The organism is Paraburkholderia tropica, assembly GCF_014171495.1.
Lineage (GTDB): Bacteria > Pseudomonadota > Gammaproteobacteria > Burkholderiales > Burkholderiaceae > Paraburkholderia > Paraburkholderia tropica.
The window spans coordinates 2,580,016-2,593,095 of sequence record NZ_CP049134.1; the positions used below are offsets into that span (position 1 = coordinate 2,580,016).

Genomic DNA, 13,080 nt, shown 5'->3' on the forward strand with positions numbered 1-13,080 from the left:
GCGCGCAAAGACCGAACCGCCCGACCACGTCCCGACACGTCCGCAGAAACCCGCTCCGAAGCGAAGACCACCGTGCCCAAGTCCACCGAAAAACTCGATCTCGCCACCCGCGCCGCGTGGCTCTACTACGTGGCCGGCAACACCCAGAACGAGATCGCCGAAAAGCTCCAGGTCTCGCGCCCGGTCGCGCAGCGGCTCGTCGCCTATGCGGTCGAGAAGAACCTGATCCGCGTGCGCGTCGATCATCGGCTGGCCGACTGCCTCGCGCTCGCCGACCGGCTCTCGAAGCGCTACGGCCTCTCGGTGTGCGAGATCGTGCCCATCGACGGCGACACCCAGGACGCGATCGACCGCAAGCTCGCCGTGGCAGGCGCGCAGGTGATGGAGCGCTATCTCGCCGAGGAGCGGCCGATGGTCGTGGCCGTGAGCAGCGGGCGCACGCTCAAGGCCGCCGTCGATCAGATCGCGCAGCTCGACCGTCCGCAGCACCGGCTCGTTTCGATGGTCGGCGCGATCGCGCAGGACGGCTCGTCGAATCGTTACGACGTGGCGCTGCACATCTCCGAGAAGACCGGCGGCAAGCACTTCCTGCTGCCCGCGCCGCTGATCGCCGACAACGAGGCCGAGCGCGCGCAATGGTGCAATCACCGGCTCTATCGCATCGTCGAGGGGCTGTCGAGCGAGGCCGATGTGGCCTTCGTCGGCATCGGCAATATCGGCGAGCACTGCCCGCTCTACGAGGACGGCTTCCTGACGCTCGACGAAGTGCACGGGCTGATGGAACTGGGCGCGATCGCCGAAATGCTCGGCTTGCCGATCGACGCGAACGGCAAGCGCGTGGAATCGGCCACGGGCCGCCGCGTGACCAGCCTGTATCTGGATTCGCCGCCGAAGCGCCCGACCATCGGCTTCGCGGGCGGCGAACGCAAGCGCGACGCCGTGATCGCCGCGCTCAAGGGCGGCTGGCTCTCGGGCCTCGTCACCGACGAGAACTGCGCGCGCGCGGCGCTCGACGGCGCGGACTGAGCGCTTGGTTTAGCGCGTGTTTTAGCGCTTACTTCTCCGGGAAGGTTTCGGCGAGCGCGTTGCGGATCGCCGTCGCGTTCGGATAGCGCGCGTGTTGCGTGCGGCCGTCGCGGAAACCGCATTGGCACTGCCCGATGAACGGCGCGCTCGCGTCGCTCTGCAAGCCCACGAACACCGCGCCCTGCGCCGCCGTGCCGGTCAGCTTGTAGACGTAGCCGTCGTAGGCGTCGCCGCCGTAATCCTCGTGCTGCTGCGGCGTCTTCACGAGCACGACGAGACTGCGGCTGTGCGCCGTGTGATCCGCGTGTGCGAAAAACACCGACGCAATCTGCGGAATGCCGCCGTCTTCCTCGTAGCGGTCGAACAGCTGGTCGTGCCAGACGTGATCGGCGTCCTGGTAGATCAGGTGCGCGTCGAGCGTGTAAGGCCGTGTGCTGTCGGTCTGGCCGGGGCGCTTCGAGGTATTGTCCGTGAAGTAGACCCACGCGCCTGGCATGACCGGGCTTGCGTCGATGATCGGCGGCTGCAGCTCGTGCTGGCTGTCGAGCCGCGAATCGACCTGCTGCACCACCGCGACGGGCACGTCGGCGGCATGGGCGCTCAGGGTGGTCAGGGCGGACAATGAAAGCGAAGCGGCAAGCGCACTCGCGATCGACACAGTCGACACGATCTTACGAATCATGATGGCACGCGGTCGGGGTTCGGACGCAGGATGATAGCGCCCGATTTCGTTTGTTCGCCTGCATGCGTGCAAAAAACGTGGGCAAAAAAAGCCCGCTCGAAAGCGGGCGTCCCTCGTTGGGGCAAGGCAACCTCAGACTACGACGACGACAACAAACTTCTCCACCTACATTCAAGCGAACACTCAGGCGGCCAGTTCCTGCGCGAAACGCCGCTCGAACGCCTGACCGTTCGCATCGAACAGATGGCAATGATCGGCGGGCGCGCCCACTTTCAGCGCTTCGCCACGCTCGTGCCGTTCGAGCGGCGGAATGCGTGCGATCAAACCGTCGGGCGCGGCCGCGCATTCGGCGTAAAGATAGGCCGCGTCGCCGAGCGATTCGACCGTCATCGCCTTCGCGCTCACGCCGTCCTCCGTCACGCCCACGTGCAGATGCTCGGGCCGGATGCCCACGGTCACCTTGTCGCCTTCGCGCGCGCCGCGCGGCTCCACCGCGACCTTCTGCGTTTCGCCGCTGTCGTAACGCACGACGATGCCGTCGCTCGCGACCTGCGCGATCGTGCCTTCGAGAAAGTTCATCTTCGGCGAGCCGATGAAACCCGCGACGAAGCGGTTCGCCGGCGCGTGATAGAGCCGGTTCGGCGTGCCGACCTGCTCGACGTTGCCCGCCGAGAGCACGACGATCTTGTCCGCGAGCGTCATCGCCTCGACCTGATCGTGCGTCACGTAGATCATCGTGGTCTTCAGTTCGTCGTGCAGGCGCGCGAATTCGAGGCGCATCTTCACGCGCAGCGCGGCGTCGAGGTTCGAGAGCGGTTCGTCGAACAGAAACACCTTGGGCTTGCGCGTGATCGCGCGCCCGATCGCCACGCGCTGACGCTGACCGCCCGAAAGCTGCTTGGGCTTGCGATCGAGCAGATGGTCGATGTGCAGGATCTTCGCGGCGTTCTTCACGGCCGCGTCGATCTCGGGCTTCTTCGCGCCCGCGAGCTTGAGGCCGAACGCCATGTTGTCGTACAGCGTCATGTGCGGATAAAGCGCATACGACTGGAACACCATCGCGATGCCGCGCTTGGCGGGCGGCACGTCGTTCATGCGCGTGCCGTCGATCGTCAGGTCGCCGCCACTGATGTCTTCGAGACCGGCGATCATCCGCATCAGCGTGGTCTTGCCGCAGCCGCTCGGGCCGACGAACACGACGAACTCGCCATCACCGATATCGAGGTTCACGTCGCGCAGCACTTCGGTTTCGTCGTAGCGCTTGAGCACGTTTCTCAGGATCACGCTTGCCATGATGTGTCTCCATTCGTTGCGGCGGCCGGGGCTTCATCGCACCCGCCGCGATTGCACTCTTGATTCGTTTGCCGGAACACGCGCACGCTCACTGCGCGCCCGCTTCCGCCTTCTGGATCCAGTCCGCCACGAGCGCGGGCAACGCGCGCATGTCATCGAAAATCTCCCGTGCGCCGACTTCGCGCAACGCCAGCGCGTGCGCCTCGCCGCCCACGTGCGCGCCGCCCACGAAGCCGAGCACGGTCATGCCCGCCGCGCGCGCCGCGCTCACGCCCGCCACGCTGTCCTCGATCACGAGGCACGCCGCCGACGCGACGTTCATGCCGCGCGCCGCCGCGAGGTACACGTCGGGCGCGGGCTTCGGTTTCGCGACCGTATCGGCGCAATAGAGCCGCTCGCCGAAAAAGCGCGCGAGGCCGTTGCGTTCGAGCACGCGGCGCACCACCGCCGTGTAGCTGTTGCTCGCGCAGCCCTTGGGCAGTTCGATGGCGTCGAGCGCCGCCGCCACGCCCGGAAAGAGCGGCGCGTCGGCGGCTTCGGTTTCGGCCACCGCGCGGATCGCATCGACATCGGCGCCGCTCAGCGTGCGCGCGAGCGCTTCGCCGGCGCCCGCCAGCACGCGCTCGATGCGCTGGCCGAGCAGCGGCATCAGCACGGGCGCGACGTTCGTGCCGGGCCAGCGCGCTTCGAGTTCGCGCACCAGCACGCGCGCGGCCACGGCTTCGCTGTCGATCAGCACGCCGTCACAGTCGCAGATGAGCGCCTGGATCGTCATCGTGTTTTGCGGGTTCGTCATGACGTTTGCGGTTCGGTTTCGATTATTTGACCGCGCCGAACGTGAGGCCGCGCACCAGTTGCTTCTGCGAGAGCCAGCCGACGATCAGCACCGGCGCGACCGCCAGCAGCGAAGCCGCCGAGAGCTTGGCCCAGAACAGCCCTTCCGGACTCGAATACGACGCGATGAACACCGTGAGCGGCGCCGCGTTCGAACTCGACAGGTTGATGCTCCAGAAGGCTTCGTTCCACGACAGAATGATCAGCAGCAGCGCGGTGGATGCGAGGCCGGGCACCGACATCGGCATCAGCAGATAGACGATTTCCTGCCACGTGGCCGCGCCGTCCATGCGTCCGGCTTCGAGAATGTCGCGCGGAATCTCGTTGAAGTAGGTGTACGACATCCACACCGCGATCGGCAGATTGATCAGCGTGTAGACGATCACGAGTCCGCTCACGCTGTCGAGCAGGCCGGTGTTCTTCCAAAGCAGATAGATCGGCACCAGCACGCCGACCGACGGCATCATCTTGGTCGAGAGCATCCACAGCAGGATTTTCTGCGTGCGGTGATTCGGGAAGAACGCCATCGCGTAGGCGGCGGGCACGGCGAGAATCAGGCAGACGATCGTCACGCCCGCCGAGATCAGCACCGAATTCCATGCGAACGCAAAGTAGTTGCTGCGCGCGAACACCTCGCGGAAGCTGTCGAGCGTCGGCATGAAGAACAGCGACGGAACGTAAGCCTGCTGCTCGGTCTTGAACGCGGTGATCGTCATCCAGAAGATCGGGAAGAACAGCGCGAGCGCGATAACCCACGCGAGCAGCCCCGGCACCACGCGGCCGAGCAATTGCAGCGGCGAGGCGCGATTGACCGCGTGCGGCGAATTGGGCGCGCTGGCGGGCGTAGCGGTAACCTGGCTCATTTTTCGTACTCCCCTTTGAGGTTGCGGGCGAGCATGCGCACGAGGAAGAACGACACGATGTTCGCGAGCACGACGGCCAGAATGCCGCCCGCCGAGGCGATGCCCACGTCGAACTGCTGCAGGCCCATCGAGTAGATCAGGTACGTGAGATTGGTGGTCGCGTTGCCGGGACCGCCGCCCGTGGTCGTGTAGATCTCGGCGAAGATCGACAGCAGGAAGATGGTTTCCATCATCACCACCACGGCGATCGCGCGTCGCAGATGCGGCAGCGTGATGTAGAAGAACATCGAGATCGCGCCCGCGCCGTCGATCTTCGCGGCTTCCTTCTGTTCCTGGTCGAGCGACTGGATCGCCGTGAAGAGAATCAGGAACGCGAACGGCAGCCATTGCCACGCCACGATCATGATGACCGCGAACAGCGGATACACCGCGAACCAGTCGATCGGCGTGAGGCCGACCGCGCGCATCGCCACGGCCACGAGGCCGTAGACCGGATGCAGGATCATGTTCTTCCAGATCAGCGCGCTCACCGTCGGCATCACGAAGAACGGCGCGATGGCAAACAGGCGCGCGATGCCCTGGCCGATGAACTTGCGGTCGAACAGCACCGCCATCAGCACGCCGCCGATCACGGTAATCGCGAGCACCGAGACGATCAGCACGATCGTGTGGACGATCGACGGGATGAACGCCGGATCGGTGGCGAGAAACTTGTAGTTGTCGAGGCCGGCGAAACCCTTGAGGTCGGGATTCAGCAGGTTGTAGCGCGTGAACGAATACCAGATCGTCATCGCGAGCGGAATCGTCATCCAGAGCAGCAGGACGGCGACCGAAGGCGAGACCAGCCAGCGCGACGCCGAGCGGCGCTGTTCCACCTGTTGCACGTTCGGTTTGGGTGCGCGCGTTCGATTGAATAGAGGCATGTGGAGATGGAGATGACGCATGAGGACCACCCTTCTCTGTAGCGCGCCGCGCGGGGGCACGGCACCACATCTGCAGCGCGAGGCGGCCCGTCGTGGGCGCGCCTCGCGGCGTTACTGCGCGGCGTTACTTCTGATACCCGGCCTGCGCCACGGCGCGATCGGCGGCGGCGTTGCCCGCGCTGAGCGCCTGATCGACGCTCATCTGACCGGCGACGGCGCCGGAGATGCTCTGACCGACCACGGTGCCGAACGACTGGAACTCAGGAATCCCGACGAACTGCACACCCGTGTACGGCACCGGCTTCAAGGTCGGGTGATTCGGATCGGCGGTCTGGATCGCCTTCAGCACGAACTCCGAGAACGGCGCGGCCTGCTTGTACTCCGGACGCTGATAGGTCGAGATGCGCGTACCCGACGGCACCGACGCCCAGCCCTCGTCCTTCGCCACGAGCTCGACGTATTGCTTCGAGGTCGCCCATTCGATGAACTTGCGCGCCGAGTCCTGCGACTTCGACGACTTCGGCACCGCCAGCGCCCACGACCAGAGCCAGTGCGCGCCGTTCGGCGTGACGGCGGTCGGCGCGGCCGCGAAGCCGATCTTGTCGGCGACCTGCGACTGCGACTTGTTGTACAGAATGCCCGCGGCCACCGTCGCGTCGATCCACATCGCGCACTTGCCCGACGACATCAGCGTGAGGTTTTCGTTGAAGCCGTTCGAGCTTGCTCCCGGAGGGCCGTCCTTCTTCAGCATGTCGACGTAGAAGCCCACCGCCTTCTTCCACTCGGGCGTGGTGAGCTGCGCGTGCCACTTCTCGTCGAACCAGCGGCCGCCGAAGGTGTTCACCACCGTCGTCACATAGGCCATGTTCTCGCCCCAGCCGGCCTTGCCGCGCAGACAGATGCCGTAGGTGCCGGACGCCTTGTCGGTGAGCTTGTCGGCGAAGTCCTTGATCTGGTCGTAAGTCGGCTGATCGGGCATCTTGAGGCCCTTCGCGGCGAACAGATCCTTGCGGTAGTACGTCATCGAGCTTTCGACGTAGAACGGCAGCGCGTACAGCGTGCCGTTGTACGAAAGGCCGTCGCGCGCGGTCTTGACCACGTCGTCGATGTCGTAGGAGGCGGGCAGGTTCGTCATCGGCGCGAGCCAGCCGCGCTTGCCCCACTGCGGCGCTTCATAGGTGCCGATCATCATCACGTCGAACTGGCCGCTGTTGGTCGTGATGTCGGTCGTGGCGCGCTGGCGCAGCACGTTTTCCTCGAGGATCACCCAGTTCAGCTTGATGCCCGGATTGGCTTTTTCGAAGGCCGGCGAGAGCTTCTTCAGCTCGAGCATGTCCGGGTTGTTCAACATCGCGATCGTCACGGTCTGCGCGTGGGCCGCGCCCGCGGCAGCGATCATTGCACCCGCGCTCATGGCACGCAGCACGGTCTTCAAAACGGGTTTCATGACGTTGTCTCCTTGTTTGTTACGTTATGCGTCGTAGTGCGTTGCGTGTTGCAATCTTGATGCGACGTGACGTCGTGCTGCCGGGTCCTGCGTTGCTGCGTGTCGCGGCGGTTCAGCTCATCCAGTTGCCGCCGTCGACGTTGAGCGTCTGCGCGGTGATGTAATCGGCGTCGGCGGACGCGAGAAAGAGCGCCGCGCCCGTGAGGTCGCCAGGCAGGCCCATGCGGCCGAGCGGCACCGCCTCGCCCACGAGCCGCTTCTTCTCGCCCAGCGGCCGATGCTCGTAGCGCGCGAACAGCGCGTCCACCTGCTCCCACATCGGCGTATCCACCACGCCCGGCGCGATGCCGTTCACGTTGATCCGGTGCGGTGCGAGCGCGAGCGCCGCCGACTGCGTATAGCTCAGCACCGCCGCCTTGGTCGCGCAGTAGTGCGAAACCAGCGCTTCGCCGCGGCGCCCGGCCTGCGACGACATATTGATGATCTTGCCGCCCTGCCCCTGTTCGACCATGCGGCGCGCGACGGCCTGCATCAGAAAGAACATGCCCTTCACGTTCACCGCGAAGAGCCGGTCGTAGACGTCCCAGGATTCGTCGAGCAGCGGGCGCATGTCGAACAGCGCCGCGTTATTGAAAAGAATGTCGATGCGGCCGAAGCGCTCGACCGCCGTGAGCACGATGCGCTCGATGTCCTCGCGGCGCGTGACGTCCGCGCTCAGCGTGAGCACGCGTTCGGGATGCGCGGCGGCCAGTTCGACGGCGATGGCGTCGGCGGGCTTCACGTCGACCAGCACGCAGCGCGCGCCTTCGTCCAGATAGCGCTGCGCGACCGCTTCGCCGATACCGCTCGCCGCGCCGGTCAGCACCGCCACCTTGTCCTGCAAACGTCCAGCCGCCGGGTTTGCGGAATGTGCCACAGGGTTGTCTCCGAGTTCGTCCGTGCCGCCGGCGCGCGCTGATGAACACTCGCCCGACACATGAACATTTGCTCTATTAGTGGTCGAATGATCGGATACGGACGCGGACATGTCAAGGCGGACAAACGCTTGGCCGTCGGATTTCGATGGTGCGCCGCGCAAGCCGGCGCGCCGCGAACCCGACTCTGCGGCATCGGCCGTCCGGCTGACTCGCCATCCCGCGTGATACGTTATATCATCTCGCCTTCACGGATTTTCACCATTTGGCCCTTCCGGTCGTGCTTTCCGTCTTTAATCGGCCTCGCCTCTCGTCCAAGGATAGAACCATGCTCGCAATTTCCGGCGCGAAGCTGCGCACGCGCAGCCGCCTCGCGCAGGCCGCCGCCACGCTGACGTTCACCACCCTCGCCGCCGTCGCGGGCCTGCTCGGCCCGGCGCGCGCGGCGCAGGCCGACACCGCCATCCCCGTGGTGGCGGCGGAGAACTTCTATGGCGACGTCGTCAAGCAGATCGGCGGCGCGAACGTGAGCGTGACGAGCATCCTGAGCAATCCGGATCAGGACCCGCACCTGTTCGAAGCGAGCCCGAAGACGGCGCGCGCGCTCCAGCACGCGCGCGTGGTGGTCTACAACGGCGCCGACTACGACCCGTGGATGAGCAAGCTGCTCGGCGCGACCCAGGGCGGCCAGCGCGCGACCATCGTCGCGGCGGACCTCGTCGGCAAGAAGGCGGGCGACAATCCGCACCTCTGGTACGACCCGCAAACGATGCCCGCCGTGGCGCGCGCGGTGAGCGCGGCGCTCGGCGCGGCGGACCCCGCGCACAAGAGCGTGTACGATGCGAACCTGGCCACGTTCCTCGGCTCGCTCAAGCCGATCGACGCGAAGGTCGCCGCGCTGCGCGCGCAGTACAAGGGCGTGCCGGTGACGGCCACCGAGCCGGTGTTCGGCTATATGTCGGATGCGATCGGTCTCGACATGCGTAATCTGCGCTTCCAGCTCGCCGCGATGAACGACACCGAGGCGAGCGCGTCGGACATCGCCGCTTTCGAGCGCGATCTGCGCGAGCGCCGCGTGCACGTGCTGATCTACAACAGCCAGGCGACCGAAGCGCTCACGCGGCGCATGCTCGGCCTCGCGCAGCAATCGAAGGTGCCGACGGTGAGCGTGACCGAGACGCAGCCCGCGGGCGTGAATTTCCAGCAGTGGATGCTGACGCAGCTCGACGCGCTCGGCAAGGCGCTCGCGCAGCACTAAACACGAAGTACTCAGGGAACAGAAGCAATGACAGAGGCCGCGCCCTCTCCGCAACACGCACAGGACGTGCATCACCACCGCGCGCCGCAGCCGGTGCTCACGCTCGCGGGCGTGACGCTCACGCTCGGCGAACGCACGATCCTGCGCGACGCCAACTTCGCCGTGAACCAGGGCGAATTCATCGGCGTGCTCGGACCGAACGGCGCGGGCAAGACCACGCTGATGCGCGCGATCCTCGGCCTCGTGCCCGCCTCGCGCGGCGCGATCCGCGTGCTCGGCGAACCGGTCGCGCGCGGCAATCCGAAGATCGGCTACATGCCGCAGACGCGCACGGCGCTCGCGAGCCGCCGCGTGCGCGGCCGCGACTTCGTGGCGATGGCCGCCGACGGGCACCGCTGGGGCCTGCCGCGCGCCGACGCCGCCACGCGCGCCGACGTCGCCCGCGTGCTCGACCTCGTGGGCGCGACGAAGCTCGCCGACCGGCCGCTTTCCGAACTCTCGGGCGGCGAGCGCCAGCGCCTGCTGCTCGCGCAATGCCTGCTCGGCGACCCGAAACTGCTGCTGCTCGACGAGCCGCTCATCAGCCTCGACCCGCACCATCAGCGCGGCGTGGTCGAACTCGTGCGGCGCGTGCAGCGCGAACTGGGCATCGCCGTACTGTTCTCGGCGCACGAACTCAATCCGCTCCTCAACGCGCTCGACCGCGTGCTGTATCTGGGCAACGGCGTGGCGGCGCTCGGCAGCGTGGACGAAGTGATCACCGCGCCCGTGCTCTCGCGCCTCTACGGCTCGCCGATCGAGGTGATGCGCATGAAGGGCCGCATTTTCGTGATGTCCGGCGACGTGGAAGTCGAAAAACACGACCACGAACACGAGCACGATCATGGCCACGACCACGGCCATTCGCACGGCGCGCACGGCCACGCACACGCCCACAACAACAACGACGCACACGGCCACTCGCACGATGCTTGAATACGATTTCATGGTGAACGCCTTCGCGGCGTCGGGCATCGTCGCCGTGCTTGCGGGCATCGTCGGCTATTTTCTGGTGATGCGCGGACAAACCTTCGCGGGCCACGCGCTCTCGCACGTCGGCTTCACGGGCGCGACCGGCGCCGTCCTGCTGGGCGTCTCACCGATGTGGGGCATGGTGGGCTTCACGCTCGCGGCGGGCGTCTCGATGGGCGCGCTCGGCGAAAAACTCGCGGGCCGCGACGTGGCGATCGGCGTGATTCTCTCGCTCGCGCTCGGCTTCGGCCTGCTGTTCCTGCACTTCTTCACGTCCTACGCCACGCAGGTCACGGCGCTGCTGTTCGGCAACGTGCTCGGCGTGAACCGCGACACGCTCGGCGTGCTCGCGGCGCTCGCGGTGGCGAGCCTCGGGGCGCTCGCGGCCATCATGCGTCCGCTGCTGTTCGCCTCGCTGCAGCCGGAGCTTGCGGAAGCGAAAGGCGTGTCGCTGCGTCTCGTGTCGATGCTGTTTCTCGGCATCGCCGCGCTCGCCGTGGCTGCGTGCACGCAGATCGTCGGCGTGCTGCTGGTGTTCACGCTGATGGTCGGCCCCGCCGCCGCCGCGCAGAACCTCACGACGCGGCTCTCGGCGGGCCTCGTGCTCGCCGCGCTGCTCGCGCTCGCGCAGGCGTGGATCGGCGTCGCGCTCGCCTATTACACCGACTGGCCGACGAGCTTCTGGATCACCGCGCTCGCCGCGCTCGTCTATGGCGCGAGCCTGATCGGCAAGCGGCAGTCGTAAGCGGCGCCGCGCGCACTCCAACGAAAAAAGGCGTTGTACCCGCGAGGGACAACGCCTTTTTTATCGCCTTCGGTGGCACGCCAGGCGTAGCTGATGCCGCTACACGGCCTCGCCGTCGCCCATGATGAAACGCAGCCGCCGCGACTCCTCGGCGTCCGCGAGCAGCGCCTCGAAACGCTGATCGGCGAGCCGCGTGAGCGCCGCGCTGGCATCGGGCGTGGCGACGTCGAGATCGCGCAGGATCTGCTGATCGCCGCCCGCCTCGCTGTTCAGATGCAGATAGCGCTCGCGCAGCTCGCGCGCACAGGTGGCGCGCGCCATGTGCTCCTGCGCCTCCATGCTCAGATCGAGCGCGGGCTGCGCCCATGCGAAGCCGCGCAGCGGCAGACGGCTCGGCACGCTCTTGTGGCGCACGCCCGTGGTGCCGACGCTCAGCATGCGCACCGGCGCGCCGCGCCGCTGGGCCTGGACGAGCGCGTGCGCGTCGGGGCAATTGGCTGCGAGGCCGCCGTCCACGTGCCAGTCGTCGTCGAGCATCACGGCGGGGAAATGCGCGGGCGCCGCCGAGGTCGCGCGCGCGGCGGCGAGCAGCGAACAGGCATCCGCTTCGTCGCCCGCGAGACCGCGGCTGCGCAGCAGACGGATCTCGCCGAGCGACCAGCTCACGGTCGTCAGCATGAGCGGCTTGTCGAGTTCGGAGAGCGGCGTGTGCGCGCGGCCGTCGAGACACGCGACGATCGCGCGTTCGAGCGGCTCGGCCGCGTACACCTTCTTGCTGAAGAGTTTCTGGAGCGTGCGCAGCGAGAGCTTTGGAAAAATCGACGGCCCCCACTGCGCGAGCATCGCGTGCAGTTCGCGCGCACTGACACCCGCCGCCAGCCCCGCCGCGAGAATGCCGCCGACCGAGGTGCCCGCGATCAGGTCGAAACGCGCGCCGATCGGACCGTCGCCGAACTTGCCGCTTTCCTCGATGCGCGCGAGCAGGCGCGCCGTGTAGAGGCCGCGAAAACCGCCGCCCGACAGGCTCAGCACGCGGCAGCAGGCGGGCGCGGGGGTGAGGCGGCCGCCAGGCACGCGGAACTGGTCGTCCAGCGGATCCAAGGGCTTATTCCTCGAGCAGCGACACCACGCTCACCTGCAGCTTGCGCAGTTCGCGGTGGTACGCCTCTTCGGGCTCGACGAGCGTGCAGCCGTTCGCGACGGCCGTGGCGATCACCATGCGCGTGTCCTGACCGACCGCATGGCGCTTGCCGCCCTTCTCGATTTCGAGCGGCTGATGGCCGCGCCACTGTTCCCACTCGGCGGCCTCGGCCTGGTCGAACGGCAGCAGCACCGAGCCGTCGTCGACGAGCGCCGCCAGCCGCGCTTCGAGCGCCTTCCTGAAGGCGGCGCGGCGCGGCTCGCTCGTCTTGTGCTGCGCGATCACCTGGCGCGCGGCGGCCACGCTGATCACGCTGAGGTTGATGTCGCGCGCCTTCACGCCGCTTTCCATCCATTTGCGCGACGCGGTGTCTTCGATACACATGTCGATGAGCGTATTCGTGCCCAACAGGAATCTCGGCATGGACGGCCTTTGTCTCGTAATGCCCCGAATGTCGATCGGTTGTTGTAATGAGGTGCGTGCGGCGCGAAACCGCGGCCGCTCAACGCGGCACGCGGTAGTGATCTTCGGCGTCGATCGACACGTCGCGCGGCAGCTTGCCCGTGGCCGGCACCGAGGGCAGCCCGGCGAACACTTCCGCCACGGTGCGGTCGCTGACCGTGTTGGACATCAGCGCGACCGCCTGATCGAGACCGAGGATGATGAACGGCTCCTGGCCCTGGTTGACGATCTCCACCGAGCCCGACTTCACGCGCTTGAGCACGCTCGAATAATTGGTCTTGAACGCGGAAATGGGCGTGCCGGCCGCGTTGATGTCGGTGGCGCCGACGCGCGCGGCGATCGCCTTCACGGCCGCCTGGAAATCGACCATGCGGCGCTCGACGGTTTCCTTGCCGGCTTCCGGTTCGACTCGCAGTGCTCGCATGATCGTGGCTCCAAAAAATAAGAACTAACAGGTTCAACCTGACCAGATTCTAGTACC

Annotated in this window: 14 protein-coding genes; 4 read left to right on the plus strand and 10 right to left on the minus strand. The window is 66.7% G+C overall.

Annotation, left to right across the window (positions count from 1 at the left end; translation table 11 throughout):
• Positions 1 to 72: 72 nt before the first annotated feature.
• Positions 73 to 1,026, plus strand: a complete 954-nt coding sequence (locus G5S35_RS11665; RefSeq protein WP_065059267.1) for a sugar-binding transcriptional regulator — start codon at positions 73 to 75, stop codon at positions 1,024 to 1,026.
• A 28-nt stretch (positions 1,027 to 1,054) separates the two neighbouring features.
• On the opposite strand, the gene G5S35_RS11670 is transcribed toward G5S35_RS11665, so the two are convergent.
• The 7 genes from G5S35_RS11670 to G5S35_RS11700 all read right to left on the minus strand — a co-directional run bounded on the left by G5S35_RS11670 (position 1,055) and on the right by G5S35_RS11700 (position 7,984).
• Positions 1,055 to 1,708 (minus strand): hypothetical protein, encoded by a 654-nt coding sequence (locus tag G5S35_RS11670; protein WP_074986734.1) that lies wholly within the window; start codon positions 1,706 to 1,708, stop codon positions 1,055 to 1,057.
• 183 nt (positions 1,709 to 1,891) lie between these two features.
• Positions 1,892 to 3,001, minus strand: a complete 1,110-nt coding sequence (locus G5S35_RS11675) for an ABC transporter ATP-binding protein (protein WP_074986735.1) — start codon at positions 2,999 to 3,001, stop codon at positions 1,892 to 1,894.
• Between the two features lie 88 nt (positions 3,002 to 3,089).
• Positions 3,090 to 3,797 (minus strand): HAD family hydrolase, encoded by a 708-nt coding sequence (locus G5S35_RS11680; RefSeq protein ID WP_065059270.1) that lies wholly within the window; start codon positions 3,795 to 3,797, stop codon positions 3,090 to 3,092.
• A gap of 22 nt (positions 3,798 to 3,819) precedes the next feature.
• Positions 3,820 to 4,698, minus strand: a complete 879-nt coding sequence (locus G5S35_RS11685; protein ID WP_065059271.1) for a carbohydrate ABC transporter permease — start codon at positions 4,696 to 4,698, stop codon at positions 3,820 to 3,822.
• Entirely contained in the window at positions 4,695 to 5,642 is a 948-nt protein-coding gene (locus G5S35_RS11690) for a carbohydrate ABC transporter permease (protein ID WP_065059272.1), read from the minus strand. The genes G5S35_RS11685 and G5S35_RS11690 overlap by 4 nt, the downstream gene beginning before the upstream one ends.
• A 103-nt stretch (positions 5,643 to 5,745) precedes the next feature.
• Positions 5,746 to 7,068 carry an ABC transporter substrate-binding protein gene (locus tag G5S35_RS11695; protein WP_065059273.1) on the minus strand — a complete coding sequence of 441 codons (1,323 nt, stop codon included), beginning with the start codon at positions 7,066 to 7,068 and terminating at the stop codon, positions 5,746 to 5,748.
• Positions 7,069 to 7,180: 112 nt separating this feature from the next.
• Positions 7,181 to 7,984, minus strand: coding sequence for an L-iditol 2-dehydrogenase (locus G5S35_RS11700; RefSeq protein ID WP_074986737.1), 804 nt, complete (start codon positions 7,982 to 7,984; stop codon positions 7,181 to 7,183).
• Between the two features lie 326 nt (positions 7,985 to 8,310).
• Between G5S35_RS11700 and G5S35_RS11705 the strand changes: the two genes are divergently transcribed.
• From G5S35_RS11705 to G5S35_RS11715, 3 genes are read left to right on the plus strand one after another with little or no spacing between them, the layout of a single operon-like run.
• Positions 8,311 to 9,240, plus strand: coding sequence for a metal ABC transporter solute-binding protein (locus G5S35_RS11705; RefSeq protein WP_183038316.1), 930 nt, complete (start codon positions 8,311 to 8,313; stop codon positions 9,238 to 9,240).
• Positions 9,241 to 9,267: 27 nt separating this feature from the next.
• The gene (locus tag G5S35_RS11710) at positions 9,268 to 10,215 is read left to right on the plus strand and encodes an ABC transporter ATP-binding protein (protein ID WP_110328860.1); all 948 of its coding nucleotides are present in this window, start codon (positions 9,268 to 9,270) and stop codon (positions 10,213 to 10,215) included.
• Positions 10,208 to 10,996, plus strand: a complete 789-nt coding sequence (locus tag G5S35_RS11715; RefSeq protein ID WP_065059275.1) for a metal ABC transporter permease — start codon at positions 10,208 to 10,210, stop codon at positions 10,994 to 10,996. The genes G5S35_RS11710 and G5S35_RS11715 overlap by 8 nt, the downstream gene beginning before the upstream one ends.
• Before the next feature lie 99 nt (positions 10,997 to 11,095).
• Here the strand turns inward: G5S35_RS11715 and G5S35_RS11720 are convergent, their stop codons facing one another.
• The 3 genes from G5S35_RS11720 to G5S35_RS11730 all read right to left on the minus strand — a co-directional run bounded on the left by G5S35_RS11720 (position 11,096) and on the right by G5S35_RS11730 (position 13,023).
• Complete coding sequence (locus tag G5S35_RS11720) at positions 11,096 to 12,097, minus strand: CBASS cGAMP-activated phospholipase (RefSeq protein ID WP_065059276.1); 1,002 nt, start codon at positions 12,095 to 12,097, stop codon at positions 11,096 to 11,098.
• Between the two features lie 4 nt (positions 12,098 to 12,101).
• Positions 12,102 to 12,560 carry a PIN domain-containing protein gene (locus tag G5S35_RS11725; RefSeq protein WP_065059277.1) on the minus strand — a complete coding sequence of 153 codons (459 nt, stop codon included), beginning with the start codon at positions 12,558 to 12,560 and terminating at the stop codon, positions 12,102 to 12,104.
• Between the two features lie 79 nt (positions 12,561 to 12,639).
• Positions 12,640 to 13,023: a hypothetical protein gene (locus tag G5S35_RS11730; protein ID WP_065059278.1), complete on the minus strand. Its 384-nt coding sequence runs from the start codon at positions 13,021 to 13,023 to the stop codon at positions 12,640 to 12,642.
• Between the last annotated feature and the right edge of the window lie 57 nt (positions 13,024 to 13,080).